This is a genomic window from Telluribacter roseus (assembly GCF_017355915.2).
In the GTDB taxonomy this organism is placed as follows: domain Bacteria; phylum Bacteroidota; class Bacteroidia; order Cytophagales; family Spirosomataceae; genus Telluribacter.
This window is the reverse complement of sequence record NZ_JAFEUV020000011.1, coordinates 44,421-61,079: the sequence shown is the minus strand read 5'-3', so window position 1 is coordinate 61,079 and position 16,659 is coordinate 44,421. Positions and strand designations below refer to the sequence as shown.

13 protein-coding genes are annotated in these 16,659 nt (G+C 48.2%); 3 read left to right on the top strand and 10 right to left on the bottom strand.

The window, feature by feature from the left end; genetic code table 11:
- Positions 1 to 54 precede the first annotated feature (54 nt).
- The 9 genes from JTN23_RS18850 to JTN23_RS18810 form a co-directional block, all read right to left on the bottom strand.
- Complete coding sequence (locus JTN23_RS18850; protein WP_247236583.1) at positions 55 to 507, bottom strand: hypothetical protein; 453 nt, start codon at positions 505 to 507, stop codon at positions 55 to 57.
- A gap of 105 nt (positions 508 to 612) precedes the next feature.
- Positions 613 to 1,506, bottom strand: coding sequence for a cation diffusion facilitator family transporter (locus JTN23_RS18845; protein ID WP_247236582.1), 894 nt, complete (start codon positions 1,504 to 1,506; stop codon positions 613 to 615).
- A 15-nt stretch (positions 1,507 to 1,521) separates the two neighbouring features.
- On the bottom strand, positions 1,522 to 2,016 hold the full coding sequence (locus tag JTN23_RS18840) for a DUF2231 domain-containing protein (RefSeq protein WP_247236581.1): 495 nt from the start codon (positions 2,014 to 2,016) through the stop codon (positions 1,522 to 1,524).
- Positions 2,009 to 2,335 (bottom strand): hypothetical protein, encoded by a 327-nt coding sequence (locus JTN23_RS18835; protein WP_247236580.1) that lies wholly within the window; start codon positions 2,333 to 2,335, stop codon positions 2,009 to 2,011. Before JTN23_RS18835 ends, JTN23_RS18840 begins: the two co-directional genes overlap by 8 nt.
- 100 nt (positions 2,336 to 2,435) lie before the next feature.
- Positions 2,436 to 2,861 carry a hypothetical protein gene (locus tag JTN23_RS18830; RefSeq protein ID WP_247236579.1) on the bottom strand — a complete coding sequence of 142 codons (426 nt, stop codon included), beginning with the start codon at positions 2,859 to 2,861 and terminating at the stop codon, positions 2,436 to 2,438.
- A gap of 97 nt (positions 2,862 to 2,958) precedes the next feature.
- Positions 2,959 to 4,851: a PAS domain-containing sensor histidine kinase gene (locus tag JTN23_RS18825; RefSeq protein WP_247236578.1), complete on the bottom strand. Its 1,893-nt coding sequence runs from the start codon at positions 4,849 to 4,851 to the stop codon at positions 2,959 to 2,961.
- Between the two features lie 12 nt (positions 4,852 to 4,863).
- A complete protein-coding gene (locus JTN23_RS18820; RefSeq protein ID WP_247236577.1) occupies positions 4,864 to 6,018 on the bottom strand; it encodes an acyl-CoA dehydrogenase family protein in 1,155 nt (384 codons plus the stop codon).
- A 151-nt stretch (positions 6,019 to 6,169) separates the two neighbouring features.
- Positions 6,170 to 6,634 carry a response regulator gene (locus tag JTN23_RS18815; protein ID WP_247236576.1) on the bottom strand — a complete coding sequence of 155 codons (465 nt, stop codon included), beginning with the start codon at positions 6,632 to 6,634 and terminating at the stop codon, positions 6,170 to 6,172.
- A complete protein-coding gene (locus JTN23_RS18810; protein ID WP_247236575.1) occupies positions 6,628 to 10,503 on the bottom strand; it encodes a PAS domain S-box protein in 3,876 nt (1,291 codons plus the stop codon). The genes JTN23_RS18815 and JTN23_RS18810 overlap by 7 nt, the downstream gene beginning before the upstream one ends.
- Before the next feature lie 306 nt (positions 10,504 to 10,809).
- On the opposite strand from JTN23_RS18810, the gene JTN23_RS18805 reads away from it, so the two are divergent.
- The 3 genes from JTN23_RS18805 (at position 10,810) to JTN23_RS18795 (ending at position 16,035) form a co-directional block, all read left to right on the top strand.
- Positions 10,810 to 13,431 carry a PAS domain-containing sensor histidine kinase gene (locus tag JTN23_RS18805; RefSeq protein WP_247236574.1) on the top strand — a complete coding sequence of 874 codons (2,622 nt, stop codon included), beginning with the start codon at positions 10,810 to 10,812 and terminating at the stop codon, positions 13,429 to 13,431.
- 265 nt (positions 13,432 to 13,696) lie between these two features.
- The gene (locus JTN23_RS18800) at positions 13,697 to 14,416 is read left to right on the top strand and encodes an SGNH/GDSL hydrolase family protein (RefSeq protein ID WP_247236573.1); all 720 of its coding nucleotides are present in this window, start codon (positions 13,697 to 13,699) and stop codon (positions 14,414 to 14,416) included.
- Between the two features lie 164 nt (positions 14,417 to 14,580).
- The gene (locus JTN23_RS18795; protein WP_247236572.1) at positions 14,581 to 16,035 is read left to right on the top strand and encodes a TlpA family protein disulfide reductase; all 1,455 of its coding nucleotides are present in this window, start codon (positions 14,581 to 14,583) and stop codon (positions 16,033 to 16,035) included.
- Here the strand turns inward: JTN23_RS18795 and JTN23_RS18790 are convergent.
- Entirely contained in the window at positions 16,028 to 16,642 is a 615-nt protein-coding gene (locus JTN23_RS18790) for a sugar O-acetyltransferase (protein WP_247236571.1), read from the bottom strand. The two genes, JTN23_RS18795 and JTN23_RS18790, sit on opposite strands and share 8 nt — an antisense overlap.
- Positions 16,643 to 16,659 lie beyond the last annotated feature (17 nt).

Below are 16,659 nucleotides of genomic sequence, written 5' to 3'. Positions count from 1 at the left end.
CTGCTAGCTATTCCCGTAGCTTTTTCGATACTAGCCGGCTTGCAAAGTACACCTCTAGTTGTTACGGATGTACTCAACTCTATAGTCAGCAGGTACCTTGGGGATAACTACAAAATTACCCTGACCATCTACGGGTGAAGCTTTCTGGCAGTAATGCTCTGTAATAGTATAGATGATCTTCTTGTTTGTGTCATCGCGTCGTACTTCGCGGCGATAACTACTATTACTACCCCGGTTTACGGTAGTCAACCCCAGCAGATCATATCTGGAAAAATCGATACTATCCAGTCGGGTAGCACAGCAGTAGGAGAATACCTGCCGGTATTGCTCTGCTGAAGAGATGTGAATACCATTACGCGCCAGATCACCGGTATTTTGCTCATACGCCAGGTAATCCTTAGCCAGCACCTTTTCAATCAGACCAACTTCTTCATCCGGCCTTTTCTCACAGAATGGATCTTTACAGGCTATCATTCCCAAAAGTGACAGTAGAATTAGTTTTTTCATTGAGAGTTGTTTCGTGTCAGGCAGCATGACCCATTCAGGTTCCACCAGGTGGGTAGCCATGCCATTATTTTATTGTTAACAAATAGTTCTTCTTACATATAGCCGCTACTCCCGGGTACTTGGCTCCACATGAATCATTACCCCGACAAACTGGGGCAGTTCCTTTTGTATGATAGCCTTGACGCGGTGAGCCACATCATGGCCTTTCTCAACGGTCAGGTCCTTGTCCACCCAGATGTGCAGATCGGCGTAGTTCATGATGCCCATTTTTCGGATATGGCACTTCTCCACTTTAATCACCGCCGGGTCCTGCGCAGCCAGATCCTTAACCCGGATACCCAGCTCCGGATCCAGGTTTTCGTCCAGTAGTTCGCCTATTGCCGGGCGTAGTATGATGTACGCGTTGATGACAATGATGACCGCAGCCAGCAGAGCCGCCCAGTCGTCGGCTACCTCGTAGCCTTCTCCACCGACAATACCAATCGTGATACCGACAAAAGCCGCAACGGAGGTGATGGCGTCGCTTCGGTGGTGAAAGGCATCCGCTTTCACCACTTCGCTGTTAATTTCCACTCCGGTTTTCAGTACGTACCGGTACATGACCTCCTTGGCCACGATGACTACGAACAGGATGCCCAGCGTAAAGGGCGCGGGCGGCTGATGAGGGGTCAGAATATTCTCGATGCTTTCGCGGGCAATGATCACAGATGCCATGACAAGCGCCATGGCTATACCCACGGCTATCAGTGCCTCTATCTTACCATGTCCGTAGGGGTGGTCCTTATCGGCGGGCTTGGCAGACCACTTCAGACCCAGCCACAGCATAGCCGATGTAAAGACATCAATCGTGGACTCGATAGCGTCCGCGATCAGAGCAAAAGAGTTTCCGAATATGCCGCCGAGTGCTTTTACAATGGCCAGCCCGGCACTGACCAGCAGTCCCACCAGCGTGGTTTTTAAGCTTTGATCCGAAGGGGTAGCCTGCCTTTCGTTTTGCATTAGTACTATTTGATATTAATTGTATTCGGCACAATCAGCCGAAGGTACCCGTACGCCTCCTGCCTGCTGGTACACGACCCGCGCTCCCAGGTGTCCCGAGTACACCAGGTACCCCGACCCTACCAGCATCAGTACTACTATAGCTACACGGATATAGCGGGTATAATTCCTGAGCAAACCGTAATAGAAGAGTATATCCAGGGCGGTGGCACCGGTAAACAGGTAGGCCGTGTTGTAGGCGGCGATCTGATGCAGCTTCAGGACGGTGGGGTCACATATTTTACGGGCGACCACACCATCGGCCATGTTGCCGGTATAGACGGCGAGCCAGGCCGTTACCCAGCCGAAGTAAAGCAAATATGAGCCTGCTCTTTGCCAGAAAGAAGCAGGCTCATGGTTAGTAAATGCCGCAATCAGTTTGGCCAGAGTAGCCAGTAATAAAACTGCGAGCGGAAAATGCAGTACCAGCGGGTGCCATATTTCGGTCCGCCAGAAGTTAGGTTCATTCATTGGCTTGAAGTAGTCTTACCGCAACAGGCTCCAGACGATTGCCTACTTTTTCTACTTCCACCTCTACCCGGTCTCCTTCTTTCAGCTGGTCAAACTGGATGGGCTGACCATTCTGAGTGAGTTGGGTAGATTCGTTGAAGTACAGCTCGAGGCGTTTATCATCATCTGTCTTTACATAGATTTCAGTTTCTTCGGCTTCTACATCATCTATTACTCCCTGATAGGTACCCGATTCCACTACGTCTGTTTTCTCTTCACACGCGTAGAGAAACGGAACGAACAAAAGTAATGAGAGGACAAGTGACTTTACGTTTTTCATAGTGAACATAGTTTAAACAGTTGGATAAGTGAAAGATAAAGATTGAACAAAATTGCTGGTACAGCCAATCACCGATAAATACTATGCCACCCGCTATTATTTAACGGGTTTTGATAAAATACAAGCCACAGTCCCCTTCACAGGAAGGCAATAGAACCAGTGTATCCCTACTAAGACTAAACTTCTGATAAAACGCCGGACTCAGGTTATTGATAATAAATCCCAGCTGCCACTCGCCCCGCAGGGTGGAGTCCAGGCGGTAGTAGCGGCTGCTCCGGTAGTACTCCAGCTCCTTCCCAGAGGCACTAAAAGTACCATCGGCATTAAAAACCAGTGTCTGAGCGGGGACATCGGGGATGTCTTTCTCTACCGTTACCGAATCCTGGGGCACCAGCCTTTTGAACAACCTCCAGGTACCTATTACCCGGTCATCGGCCACCCCCAGGTTCGGATCTTTGCGGGTACAGGCAAAGATACATCCTCCGGAAATCAGTATAACTACAATGAAAGCTTTCCAATATTTCATATGAATGACCACCTACGATCCGGTAAAGGTGCAAAATAGCGGGTACAATGCCAATATCGCCTTTTGATATATGTGTCAGCAGTTGCCTTGGGACACGTTATTGATGCATAGGCAACAGTATAGTGAAAGTTGCTCCCTCACCGGGTTTTGAATGAGCCACTATTTCTCCATGATGATTGACGACTACCTTTTTACATATAGCCAGTCCGATACCAGTACCAGCATAGCTGGTTCGGTTATGGAGCCTGCTGAATATAGTAAAAATCTGTTCGGCATATTCCTGTTCAAATCCTATACCGTTATCCTGTACCGTAATTTCAACGTACTGCCCGTACGGGTCCAGATTGGGAAAGAGAGATAGCCTGCTTTCCGACATCGGCTCCGCTGATATACGGATATGGGGGGCTACACCCGGGGTAGTAAACTTTAGCGCATTGGAAAGCAGGTTATAAAATAACTGCTTAATCTGGACCCCTATGGCCGGTATTACGGGCAGAGCTGTTTTCTGAATGACCGCTTCTTTTTGCCTGATGACCAGTTCCAGATCTTCCAGCGCACCATCCAGTACTTCATTAAGGTCGGTGGGTTCATAGGCATCTACCTTATGCAAACGGGTAAAATTGAGCAAATCCCGCAGGGACTGGCTCATCCTTTTTGCAGTATCTTCTATTTTGGTAAGGTATTGCTTACCACTATCACTCAATTGGTCATACGATGTTTCCTTCAGGAGATCGCTGAATATCATAATTTTTCGCAGGGGCTCCTGCAGGTCGTGGCTCGAGACATGAGCAAACTGTTCGAGTTCACTTTTGCTTTCTTCCAGTGATAGGGTCCGTTCTCTTACCCTGCGTTCCAGCTCTTCGGTCTGCAGGATCTGATCATGAATATCCGTACAGGTACCTACCCAAAAGGCTACTTCCCGGGTTGATTTACGTACCGGAACGGCCCGGACCAGGTGCCAACGGTACGTACCATCATGTTTCCGATAACGGGCCGCCTGCTGAAGCATGGTACCATTGCGAAGGGCATCATGCCACCGATCATGGAGCTGCTGCAGATCATTCGGATGGATAACGCTTTTCCACCCCTCATTTAAGGCTTGAGCCATTGTCTGGCCCGTATACTGGATCCAGCTTTGCGTTATAAAGTTGATAGTACCTTCCGCATCCGTAGTCAAGGCCATCTGGGGAAGTGCTTCCAGAATAGCTCTGATCCGCAGCTCCTCCTGCTTACGTTCTGTAATATCGTTAATGAGCAGAATCCTGTACAGGTTGTCCTCCTCTCCATATACCTCTGACGTTGTTATTTCCAGGTACTTATTCTTGTTTTCAAGCGTGATACACCGGTCATTATGTTCTGATGAACTCAGCAGACTGGTCAACTCCTGCAGGGAAGTGGGTGAAAAGATAGTACGGATATCGGGTTTTGACGAGGCAAGATGAAACATACTCCGGGCGCGGGCATTGACAGCCAGTACCTGCTTGTCCTGATCCAGCAGAATAGCTCCAATCGGAGCCTGGTCCAGAAAAGAGCCCAGGTGCTCAATTTTTACTTTCTGGGAGCTGTGCAGCGAAGGCTTTTGTTGTACCTCCGCCTTAAGGTGATGGTAGCTCCTTTTCTGCAGGGTCCGCTGTATAGCGCTTTCAAGTACAGGCTTCAGCTCGGTACTATCCGTATAGGCGACGCAAAGGGCGTTCTTTCCAACAAAGGGTGCGAATAGCAACGACTGCTTAATACTGGGGTAGTGGATACGCGTAGCCAGAATAATAACTGATATATGTCTGTCCAGGGCGTAGACTTTCTGAACCGCAGCAACAGGATTGACAGGTTCAGGCCCAATCAGTACTAGCTCAGCCTGCTCCAGCGCCTCGCTTACCGACACTCCATCCATATCATCCATCTGCACAAAAGTGAACGTACCACTTCCGGTCAGATCTTCTTCCAGCTTTTCGGCCAGAAGTCCCAGGCCGTAACAGAGAATTGTTGACAAAATAAGGATTGGTTAGTCCGACAAGATAGGTTGGTCTAGCAGGGCTCGCCCAATCCAGGTATACAAGAGGTCAGTAGTAGGTGACATAACATGAGCCGCTCTGGCATCGCGCATCAACAGGCCCAAACGCGAATTAGACTCGTAGCCTCTTCCACCGGCCAGTGTCATGGCTTCATTTACTACATCTATCACACATCTGGCTACCTCTGCTTTGGCAGCCAGTATCTGTGGGAGGGCTCCGGGATCTCCTTTGTCACCATCCATTGCGGCATTATAAATAAGCCTCCGCGTACTTTCGACGCGTGCCCATATAGTACCCAGCCTGTGCTGCAATATAGATACCTCCGCCAGGTTGGTACCGTTGTGCGAGTACGTGCGGCTTGATAGCGTACGCTGGGCTTCTTCCAGGGCGGCATCGGCTATACCCAGATAGGTACCCGCCATTGACATCAGAAAGTAGGGCGCTACTACATTGAATATGTACCACAACTGGTCTCCCTTTTCACCCAGGATGTGCCGACCTGCAATTCTGATATTATTAAGTTGTAATGAGATAGATGAATTACCCCGCATTCCCAGTCCATCCCAACCCTTTCCCCACTGCATACCCATAGTATCCTCATCCAGTACAATGCAGGAAAACTGGTCCATACGGGCTTCATCGCTGGCTCCTACGGTGGATAATACATACGAGTCGGCTTTACCACCGTTGGTTACGAACGTTTTGCCGCCATTGATCAGAAAATCATCTTCATCAAGGGCAATCAGGGTAGTCTGGGGAAAGTAGAAATGGGAACCGGTACCCGGCTCACTTACGGCTAAGGTGGTAATGTGCTCACCGGCAGCGATAGGCTCCAGGTAGTTCTTCTTTTGCCACTCGGTAGCTTTGGCGGCAATGACAGCGGTACCTACACAATGCATGCCATAGCACAGACCAAATGAAGAGTAGGTTTTGCCTAACTCTTCACAGATACGTACCAAAGCATATAATCCCTGCCCGTGTCCACCACATTCGGTGGGTACTACCAGTCCGGTAAGCTTTTCGCTTTGCAGGGCTCTTAGTGTCTTCTCTACCCAGATACCATCTCTGTCAGCCACTGGTGCCTCCTGAGCACCTATGCTCCTGACTATATCGGAGGCTTTCTGAATCAGAGCATCTATATCCATTCTTTCTAGTTTATAATAGGGAGTATCCGTCACCAGCTAGTTAGTATACGTAACTACTGCCAAATTCCGTAAAAGTTTACTATTCAGGAAATTACCGGTAACATTGCCTTCCCCCTCACCGATATACTACAACACGAGGAAAATGTCGTATTTAGAAAGCCCTCAAACCCTGAGTGTCACCTCCCACGGATCGTATTACGGTGGCTGGCTTCTGTAGTTGCTCGGTCAGGCGAGCCATCAATTCCTTTGTAATCGGCTTTGACTGAAAGTCCAGTACCAAAGGGTAGCTTTGAGCCTTACGCTCATCCACGGGATCTACGGATGAAGATAGTACTACCACTTTGGTTTCTTTAAAAAGCGGATAGTAATCTCTTACGAATTCATCCAGAAACTCCCACCCTCCCATAACGGGCAGATACAGGTCCAGGAAAATCAGCCTGGGATAGTTGTCGCCCACCTCTTCTTTACGCTCAGCAAGCTGCCGGTAGTACTCAAGTGCCTGCTTACCATTACCAAAGGATAGGATATTCTGGGCGAAGGAGGCCTTTTGAATCACAATGCCGCTCAGCATCCGGGTGACCTCATCATCTTCAATTAAAACTACGCAGTCTACCATGAGTCATTTCTAAATGTAAGGGTTAGGCTGGTACCTTCATTTACTTTACTATCTATACTGATGGAGCCACCCAGGGCTTCCATCTGCGATTTGATCAGGTATAATCCCAGACCTTTGCTGTCAGGCCGGTCATGAAAACGCTGGTACAGGCCAAACAACCGGTCTTTATAGCGCTCAATATCTATTCCCAGACCGTTATCTTCAAACCTGAGCAGTACCGCCCCATCCGTATGATGCGTACTTACCCTGATCCGCAAAGGACGGGTACCAGATCGGTACTTGACAGCATTCGTCAACAGGTTAAGGAATATACTTTCCATATACGACCGGTTAAACCGGATAACGGGTGCTTCCTCAAAATTGGTCTCTAAGTCGGCATTTACCTCCTCCAGCTGCCCCCTGAACTGGTCCACGATCTGGTCAAATTGCTCTGCCACCAGTAATGGCTCCCGGCCAATTGCCGGATTGTCCTTAATGATCAGTACCTTGATCAGATCATTGATGGTATCGTTAAGGGCGTAAGTCGACTTTCTGAAGCCAATCAACATTTCCTGAAGTAGCGGGTCTTCTACTTGTTCCTCTTCCATCAGACTTAGGAGTCCCAGCAGATTGGAAAGAGGAGCCCGGAAATTATGGGAGGTTATGTAGGTAAACTGCTTGAGGTCGACGTTTGTTTGGGTCAGCTCCTCAATCAGCTTCTCACGTTCCTGCATCTGTACCACCCGATCCGTTACATCTCTGGAGTTGGTCACGATTCCGCCAACTGCGGGGTCATCGGTCAGGTCGGTAGCAACTGTTTCGATCCAACGATAGTTGTTTTCTGAATCTTTGAAACGAAAAGGTGCCAGCTTAACCCTTTTGCTAATCCTTACATCAGCTAACGCATTAAGGATCCGTTCATGGTCCTCTTCATGTACAAATCCTATGGCATGTTTCCCTATAAACTCTTCCGTTGAAAAGCCTAGAACCTGCTGTGTAGATGGACTTGCATACATGAAATATCCATCCACATTCATGATGCTAATCATATCACTACCATCCTGTACCAGCGCCCGGAACCGTTGCTCGCTAAGCATCAGAGATTGCTGCGCTTGTTTCTGTTCGGTAATGTCCCGGAAGAATATGGACAAGCCCACTTCGGATGGATAACCACTTACTTCCACCCATTTTTTTGTGAAGGGGGAGAATTCTTCGAAATATACAGGTACCTGTTCAGCAAAAGCCCGTTGAAACTCTGTATGGAATTGCAGGGCTTTTGCTTCAGGAAAGATGGCCCAGAGCAGTACTCCCAGCGCCTCTTTACGGGCTAGTCCTATAATTCGCTCCGCTTCCCGATTCCAGTAGGTTACTACCCACTGCCTGTCCACCATAATAAACCCTTCGGTAATGCTTTCCAGAATATTTATGATACGCTGGTTGTATTGGGCTACTTCCCCTTCCAGTTTCTTCCTATCGGTGATATTCCTGCCAATGGCAAAGATGATATCTTCATCTCCTACTGATGTACCTGTCCAGGCCAACCACCTCTCTTCTCCTCCCCCCGTAATATATCGGGTCTCGTAGTATCCTGTGGACTTTAAGTTTATCAGCCGTTCCACTGCTCTCTGTGTATTGTCCAGGTCATCCGGATGGACAAAAGATAAATAGGGTCTTGAAAGCAATTCTTCCTGAGAATAATCAAGTATGGTAGTGGCAGCAGCGTTGATTTTCTTAAAATATCCATCTTTGCCGAATACGCACAGAATATCCGGTGAATGGTTGAAGAAGCTATTCAGCTCATCCTCCGTTTTCTTACGCTGGATATTCAGGGCTGTCTGACCGGCTATGAGGCGCATCAGTTCTACCAGTTCCTGCGTATGCTCGATCTGCCGCTCAGCCATAAACGTCAGTACCGCTATGACCTCTCCCTGGTACTTGATGGGGAGGCCAATAGCCGAGTTAAGGCCGGCCTGGCGTACCTGCTCCGTGCGCCTGATCTTGTTATCATCCTGAATATCATTCAGGATCTGGAGCTGGCCTTTCTGCCAGGTGCTGCCCGGTACCCCCGCCCCATAGCTGATGCGCGTACTGTAGTTGTAGCTGAATATATCGGCTACTTTTTCGTCCAACCAGGCACTTTTACGGATCAGTTCTTTTTTATCATAACTTACCAGCCAGGCTTCCCCTACCTTGAAGTCCATAAAGCCTGAGATCAGGCGTAGCGTTTCGGCTAGGGCTTCGTCCAGGGTTTCCAGTTTGCCCAGCGCCGATACTATTTTATATATAAGTACATGCTCCTCCTGCTTCTTATACATCAGGGTCAGGTCCTTGCTGGTACCGGCTATACCAATTATGTTCTGATCTTTGTCGCGCAGGGGTACCTTGGTCGTTACGACACACAGCTTCTCCCCATTTGACAGTATGGTCTCCTCCTTATTGTAGATACCTTCGCCGGTCTGGAGTATCTTCAGGTCATCTTCCCGGATAGCCTCTCCTACTTCACCCGGAAAATAGTAGGAGGAGGGCTTGCCCAGGGTCTCTGCCTCGGTTTGGGCTCCAAGCAGTTTCAGGTTAGCAGTGTTGTTGACAACATGCATCAGATCAAGATCCTTGGCATAGATCATATCCGGTAGGCTATCAATTATGCCCCGGAGTACTTCGCACTTCTTCTGTAGTGCCTGCTCCTGCTCCTTGGCCGTGGTGATATCTTTCAGCGCACCTACGATACGGTTAGGAACACCTCCCTGATCACGAAGTATGATAATATTTTCGCGGACAAAGGCATAGGTACCATCCGCCTTCTGAAAACGGTACTCACCCGTCCAGTTAGGTACCTGGGTACTAGTAAGTGCTTCCTGAATGGAGGCCTGAATAGCGTTCAGGTCGTCGGCATGAACTTTGGATTCCCAGAAGTAGTCCGGCCACTTCTTTCCGAAAAAGTCGTACCCGTACAGGGTACTGTAGCCTTCGCTCCGGTACATACTCCCCTCCCTGATATCCCAGTCCCAGATGGCGTCGGCACTGGCCTGGGTAGCCAGCATGAGGCGCTCCGACAGCTTGAGTACCTCGCTTTCCTGCTTTTTACGACCTGATATATCACGTATAAATGCACAGAAAAACTCCTCCCCCTCATCCTGCTTAATGGGCAGTACCGTCAGCTCAACAGGGAAATCCTTCCCGTTCTTTTTGAGTGCCGAAAGCTCGAGCAGCACGTTGAGAGCAGGACCATGCCCCGTCTGATTGTACCGGTCTATCCCTTTGTCATGGCGTTTGCGGTATACCTGGGGAACAATGACATCCGAAATATTTAGACCCATCACTTCCTTGGCCTTCCACCCGAAAATCTTTTCGGACTGCGGATTCCAATAGGTAATGGAGCCCGCTTTATCAATGCAGATTATAGCATCCAGCGCGGCGTTCATGATGAGGTTAGTCTTCTCCTCATTCTTGATGATCTGCTCCTGAGCTTTCTTTTCAAGCCGGGTCTGATCGGTCACGTCTACCACCATGAGGCAGATGTATTCCACCTGACCATCGCTGTTCAGGACAGGATGAATGTCCAGATTCCAGAATCGGGTCTCGAATTCAGGGGTATCACCAACGGGTATATCGTATTTTTTATTGACGAACTTCTGAGTGGTCCGGCTCGTAACTACCTCCTCGAGTGCGGCCCTCAGATTACTTACCCACAGGCCATCCGGCTGCTCCGGATTAGCCGGAAAAGCGTCGAATATAGATTTATTTAATAAGCTGTCTTTCGAACATCCTGTAGTAGTGAGAAAGGACTCATTGACTTCCTCAATAGTAAAAAAAGGAGAATTGGCTTTTAAAACAAGAAAAGAAACGGATGAATTAGTAAATACTGAAACCCACTGTTCTGCACTCAACATACACGTAAATTAATTACATCAAGCTTCTAAATAACTATATACGAAGGAAATTACCAAAACCAGTAACTCACTAACAGATGACTATTGGGTCAAACAAGGCTTTGATTGAAAGAAGGCCGTGATTTAAAAAATTATTAAAAAATGAATAAAGTTTTCGATCAAGCACAACTACATCAATCCAGGTAAAAAGGTAAAGAAACCATGGTGACATAAACTACTATACTATCTTCAAATGATTATATAATTAGTATTTCAAACTAATCGATTACTCAAAGGTTATGGCTATATAATTTATGGTTTAACACTATGCATGATATAGTACTGGAGTACTTTGACAACGCTTCGGACGCACTACTTATTTGCCAGCTACCCAAAGAAGGTAGTTTTGGGGAATTTGAAGTGAAAGCCATAAACAAACAGGCTAAATCTATACTAGCCTGGACTAAACCTTTATTTGCTCCGGTACCCATTCAGGAGGTTATTCCCTCAAGGGTACTCCTAAATTCAATCGATCAGGCCTATACGTCAGGAGTCAGACAATCCGGAACCACCGAACCCTCACCCCTTCCCGACCGGGAAGCAACCTTCACCTATGAGGTAAAAAAGCTGGACAACACCTTGCTGGTACAACTCAAACAAAAGGAGCCCACCTCTCCCTTTGTCCAGTCACTGGGTGAACATATACTGACTACCAGCCTGACGGGTGTAGTGGTATTCGAAGCCGTCCGGAATGAGGCAGGCCAGGTGGAAGACCTGCGGCTGGTTTTTCGGAATAATACGGCTGAGACTAATCCCTTTCTGGGTTTTAATGCCCCGCTGGGTACCTTTATCATGGACTGGTACCCTGGTACTAAGCAGGTGGGATTATTTGCCCGCTACGTAGACGTCATCGAAACGGGGCGCCCGTTCGTGTCGGAGAAGTACTACCCCGATAAGGACCAGACCTTTCATGTGGCGGTTTCCAGATACGAAGATGGCGTAATCATCAGCTACTATAACCTCACTGAAAAGCAAAAAGCTGAGCAGAAGGTACATCAACATGCCTCCATCCTCCAGCAGATCATTGATAGTAGCCAGGATGCCATTGCCCTTTGGAAACCCGTACTTGATCCGGCGGGACAAATCGTCGACTTCAGGGCGGTACAGTATAACAAAGCCACGCTCTATGCGGGTATGTTTACGGATGAAGATTACCAGCAACTCACGCTGACGCAGATCTCGCCGGGTGCCAGTGAATATATAGCACAGTACGCCAGCGTACTGGAAACGGGGGTACCTATACGTATCGAAAGGTACAACCGCCGTGATAATCAGGAACTGTGGATGGATATTTCGGCCTCAAAGCTGGGCGATCACATGCTCACTATTTTTAAGGATATCACGGCCAACAAGAAAACAACCCAGGAGCTGGAGGCTTATACCCAGCTACTGGATGGTATCCTGGATAGTTCGGACAACTTTATACTGGTATCGGATGCCATCCGGAACGAGTCCGGGCAGATCGAGGACTTCCGGATAACCAAGGCCAACCGGGCTACCACTGAGGCTTTTGACCGTCTCTTCTCTACGAATGCGGTAGGACTTACCGTAAAGCAGCTGATCGGCAATAAGCCCGAGCTACTGCAGGATGCGCTGAATGTTATGGAGTCGGGAGAGCCCCTTAAAATGGAAAACTGGTACGATCCGATATCCAATAAATGGATGAAAGTATCCATGAACAAGCTGAACAATGGCCTGGTGACTACCTACGTGGATATTTCGGATATTCAAAAAGCCTTGCTTGAAGCCCAGGAGCAGAAAGAACTGGTAGAAGGGGTACTGGATAGTTCGATCAATGGCGTTTTTGCGATGGACGTCATTCGGAATGAGCAGGGAGAAATAGTAGATTTCAGGATACTAATGACCAATCAGGCTGGTGCCAGCTTTTCGGGACATGCGTATGAAAACATTGTCGGAAGTACCTATCTCACCTTGTTTCCAATTGTCAAACAAATCGGTTTCTTTGACCGCTACGTGGAAGCGATTGAACGGAAGGAGCCGTTGCGGACGGAGGTGTTCTTCCCTTCACCCGATGGGAAAAGGAAGTTCTGGTACGACCTGTCCCTCATCCAGATGAAAAACGGCCTGATCATACTGACCTTTATGGATATTACGGATCGGGTGGTGCTGAGCCAGAAACAGGAAGCCCTGCTGGAAGAACTCCGTCAGTCCAACAAGAGCCTCGAGCAATTTGCGTATATAGCCTCACATGATCTGTACGAACCCACCCGAAAGATCAACGCCTTCGGAGAAATGCTGGTGAAGCAGTACGCTCACTCCCTTCCATCGGCCGGCATAGACCTGGTGCGGCGGATGCAGTCATCCAGTGTACGGATGCAGGACCTGATCGATGGGCTCCTGATGTACTCACGGTTCTCAACCCAGAAAGAAGCTCATGAGGTAGTACCACTGAATACTATCCTCCATAATATACTACTTGACCTGGAAACGACCATTGAAGAGAAAAAGGCCGAGGTAATCATTGGTACTTTACCCCGCATCAGGGGCAACGCCGTACAGCTCAGGCAACTGTTTCAGAACCTCATCAGCAATGCCCTTAAATTTACGGACGTAACTACCACCCCCCGGATCGTGATAGAGTCAGGTCCTGCCACTCTCAAGGAGATACAGGAAGCAGTACAGTTGACAGCGAGCGGGAACTGGTGTGCCATTCGGGTCAGGGACAACGGGATTGGCATTGATGAAGAGCACCAGGCTAAGGTATTCGAACTATTTGCCCGACTGCACGGCCGCAGCCAGTACCCCGGAAGTGGCCTGGGCCTGGCGATCTGTAAAAAGGTAGCCGAGCAGCACGGTGGTGGCATTACCGTCACCAGCTCTCCGGGCCGGGGCAGTACCTTTGTAGTAGTACTTCCAGGCCTTACCTAGAAGGTCTATCGATTGCCAGTATTACCCCGATGCCCAACAGTCGTACGTACTGTTCGTAATCTATATACTACTCCCATTGTACCTCTCTGCTACTAAACAGTTTTTTACTACTACACTTGGCCTGACCGGGCCCATTTTCTACCTTTACGTACGTCAAAGCTATCCGCTTTTACAGCTCCTATTCCCATTTTAGTAGACGAATACCAAGCCGTACTATCATTCCTAAACCAATCAGGCTCTGCCTGATCAACCACAACTTATCAAAATGCGCCGTAGAAAATTTCTGAAGGCTACCCTGGCCTCGCCCCTGCTATGTACTCCTGCCCAATCTCTGATACATCCATCCGCTGAAAAGCCATCTATCATCAACGCTGGTGTGGGGGGAAATAACACCGCCGACCTACTAGCCCGGATCGAAAAAGACTGTCTGGCTCACAAGCCTAACCTGGTTATACTCAAAGCCGGCACCAACGACATGAACAGCCAGAAGCACATCCCCCTCCCCCAATACGAGAAAAACCTCCGGGAAATAATAACCCGCATCAAGGGCATTAACAGCAACATCCTGCTCATGACCATCCTGCCTGCGCACGAGCCCTACCTGATGACGCGTCACCCCCGCACATTTTATGAGCCCGAAGGACACAGGGTTAGAAAAGAGCAAGTAAATGAAGTAATCAAAAGGTTGGCCGCAGAGTATCAGCTCTCGCTGCTGGACATGCATCACGTATTTGAAACAGTAGGAAACGTTGGGGAAGACGCCGACAGCCTGATCCAGAACGAAGCGAATAGTAAGAAAACAGACGGGATACATCCTACCCCCGAAGGCTACCGTACCATGGCCGTGGCTATCCATCAGCACCTGATCAATAACCGAATCCCACACGACCGCCTGGTGTGCTTTGGCGACAGTATCACCAAAGGCGACGGCAGCCTGGACGGAAAGAGCTATCCGGCTTATCTGAAGAAGTTGCTCCGTTATTAAGATCTATTCAGAATCAGGCTGAATAATAACCTCACCAAAAGAAGTCCAGAAAGTACCAGGGATAACCGTAGGATAAAATTCTCCCCGTACTTCCTGGACTTCTTCGTTCTACTACTACCTTACAACTGACGACGCATCATATCTTAACGTAACCTGCTTTACTGATGAGACCACACCTGCTAGTCCTTTACACTCTGATTTTCTGTATAGCCAATAAAGGCTTTACCCAAAAGCCTACCACCCAGGTAGTGATCAATTGTAAAACCTGTGTAGGACAGAAAGCCTCCGTTTCTGTTGAAGACTTATTTACTGGCGGTACCTCCAAACTGGCCGAGGCAGTGATCAATCCGTCAGGACTTGCTACTTTAAACATTCCTCTTACTGACACGCTACTGACTATTGCCAAAATAGGTCCTGGTGAAATGGGTCAGGATTCGGTGTATACCCTTTTCCTTGTACCTGATCAGACGCTGAAACTTACCATGACCGGATCAGAAACCCTATTTGAAGGTGAGTTGAGCGTCATGAACCAGTATCTGTACCAATCACACATGGTTGCCGGAAAAGTATTGGATAAAGCCAGTGCGGTAGTTAGTCAATTCAGGAATATGTCAAAAGAGGAACAAAAGAAGTTCAAAGCTACTTTTGGTGCTGAGTTTTCCCCTTTACACCAGGCCATCAGGAACGATAAACTGGTTCCGGCCCCACTTAAAGAGTTTATCATCGATAATAATACCTTTCTGGTGCAATGGAGAAGGAGCTGGTTGGGAGGTTTAGATCATGATGCGATTGAAAAAGAAAGTGGCTATAACGCTCCCGCTTTTCTACAAAACCTGCCCATCAAGGCATCCTATTTAAAAGCAAATATGGGTATGTACAGAAGTGTCATTGACTATGAAATCATCACCAATCTTCATGGATCCCTATACTTCGCGTTAAAGAAGGATGGGCAGGAAAAGAATACAGACTCATTGATATACCTCACTGAAAAAGCGATCAAGTCGAACCGGCGTATTGCTCCAATTAGAGAATTTGTACAGGCCTATAATTTTGTAAAGCTCCTAAGCGATTACGGATTAAGACCATCAGTAGCTCAGCTATATGCCAATTTCCGGGAAGAGTACCCTAACTCACCTTACCTATCCAACTTGGCTCCAATTGTTGAAAGATACAATGATCTGGCAGAAGGCAAGCCCGCCAAAGATTTTGTAGCTACTGATAAGCATGGGAATGAGGTCCGTCTATCAGATTTTAAGGGAAAGATCGTGTACCTGGATACCTGGGCTACCTGGTGTGTACCCTGCCTGGCTGAGTTCCCTAACTCGAAAAAGATGATAGAGCACTACCAGGGAAATGAAGAGGTAGTATTCTTATTTGTATCTACTGATAAAGATACTGAGAAGTGGAAAACCTTTCTGAAAAGTGACAAAGCTCCCGGCGGATTTCATGTCAATCAAAATTCACAGGAGGAGGAAGGGGGCATCTACAGTCTCTACCGAATGTCCGGAATACCCCATTACATTCTGATTGATCAGCAGGGTAAGATCAAAGCTAATCATGCTCCACGGCCTTCAGACATGGAAATTTATGGCCTGATTGATGGATTGCTGGCTAAGTAGGTTCTTCCTCAGCTTTACCATTGATTTTGCGAAACTCCCGGCATGGGTTTCCAAAGGCAACGGTGTCCGGTGGGATAGAACGGGTTACCACGCTGCCGGCACCTATTACTGAATTTTTGCCAATAGTAACACCCGGCAGGATGATGGTACCTCCTCCGATCCATACATTGTCTTCTATCCTGACGGGTAAGGCGTAGGTACGGAAGTAGGGGTCACCGGATTCCTCATCCCAGTCTTCCACCAGTCTCTCCACGGTTTCTACCGGATGCGTGGCCGTGTAGATCTGGACATTGGAGGCGATCAGGACATTGTTGCCAATCTCTATGGTGTTGCAGTCAACGAAGGTGCAGTTGATGTTGATGATCACATTGCTGCCCAGATGGATGTGCTGTCCATAATCGCAGTAAAAGGGTGTATCGATGTTTACGTTTCGGCCCATACTCCCAAAGAGTTTGGACAGGATCTGTTGCCGTGTATCGGCATCAGTACTTGCGGTGGCATTATAAGTACTGGTCAGGGCCCTGGCTCGGTGAATGATGTCTGTAATCTCACGGTCTGAAGTATTAAAGAGCTCACCATCCAGGGACTTCTGTATCTCCGATTTCATGAAGGTAGGTAGTTAAG

What these genes read in the sequence shown, in the direction of transcription:
- JTN23_RS18850 (WP_247236583.1), bottom strand. Translation starts at nt 507, where the DNA reads ATGAAAAAACTAATTCTACTGTCACTTTTGGGAATGATAGCCTGTAAA.
- JTN23_RS18845 (WP_247236582.1), bottom strand. Translation starts at nt 1,506, where the DNA reads ATGCAAAACGAAAGGCAGGCTACCCCTTCGGATCAAAGCTTAAAAACC.
- JTN23_RS18840 (WP_247236581.1), bottom strand. Translation starts at nt 2,016, where the DNA reads ATGAATGAACCTAACTTCTGGCGGACCGAAATATGGCACCCGCTGGTA.
- JTN23_RS18835 (WP_247236580.1), bottom strand. Translation starts at nt 2,335, where the DNA reads ATGAAAAACGTAAAGTCACTTGTCCTCTCATTACTTTTGTTCGTTCCG.
- JTN23_RS18830 (WP_247236579.1), bottom strand. Translation starts at nt 2,861, where the DNA reads ATGAAATATTGGAAAGCTTTCATTGTAGTTATACTGATTTCCGGAGGA.
- JTN23_RS18820 (WP_247236577.1), bottom strand. Translation starts at nt 6,018, where the DNA reads ATGGATATAGATGCTCTGATTCAGAAAGCCTCCGATATAGTCAGGAGC.
- JTN23_RS18815 (WP_247236576.1), bottom strand. Translation starts at nt 6,634, where the DNA reads ATGGTAGACTGCGTAGTTTTAATTGAAGATGATGAGGTCACCCGGATG.
- JTN23_RS18810 (WP_247236575.1), bottom strand. Translation starts at nt 10,503, where the DNA reads ATGTTGAGTGCAGAACAGTGGGTTTCAGTATTTACTAATTCATCCGTT.
- JTN23_RS18805 (WP_247236574.1), top strand. Translation starts at nt 10,810, where the DNA reads ATGCATGATATAGTACTGGAGTACTTTGACAACGCTTCGGACGCACTA.
- JTN23_RS18800 (WP_247236573.1), top strand. Translation starts at nt 13,697, where the DNA reads ATGCGCCGTAGAAAATTTCTGAAGGCTACCCTGGCCTCGCCCCTGCTA.
- JTN23_RS18795 (WP_247236572.1), top strand. Translation starts at nt 14,581, where the DNA reads ATGAGACCACACCTGCTAGTCCTTTACACTCTGATTTTCTGTATAGCC.
- JTN23_RS18790 (WP_247236571.1), bottom strand. Translation starts at nt 16,642, where the DNA reads ATGAAATCGGAGATACAGAAGTCCCTGGATGGTGAGCTCTTTAATACT.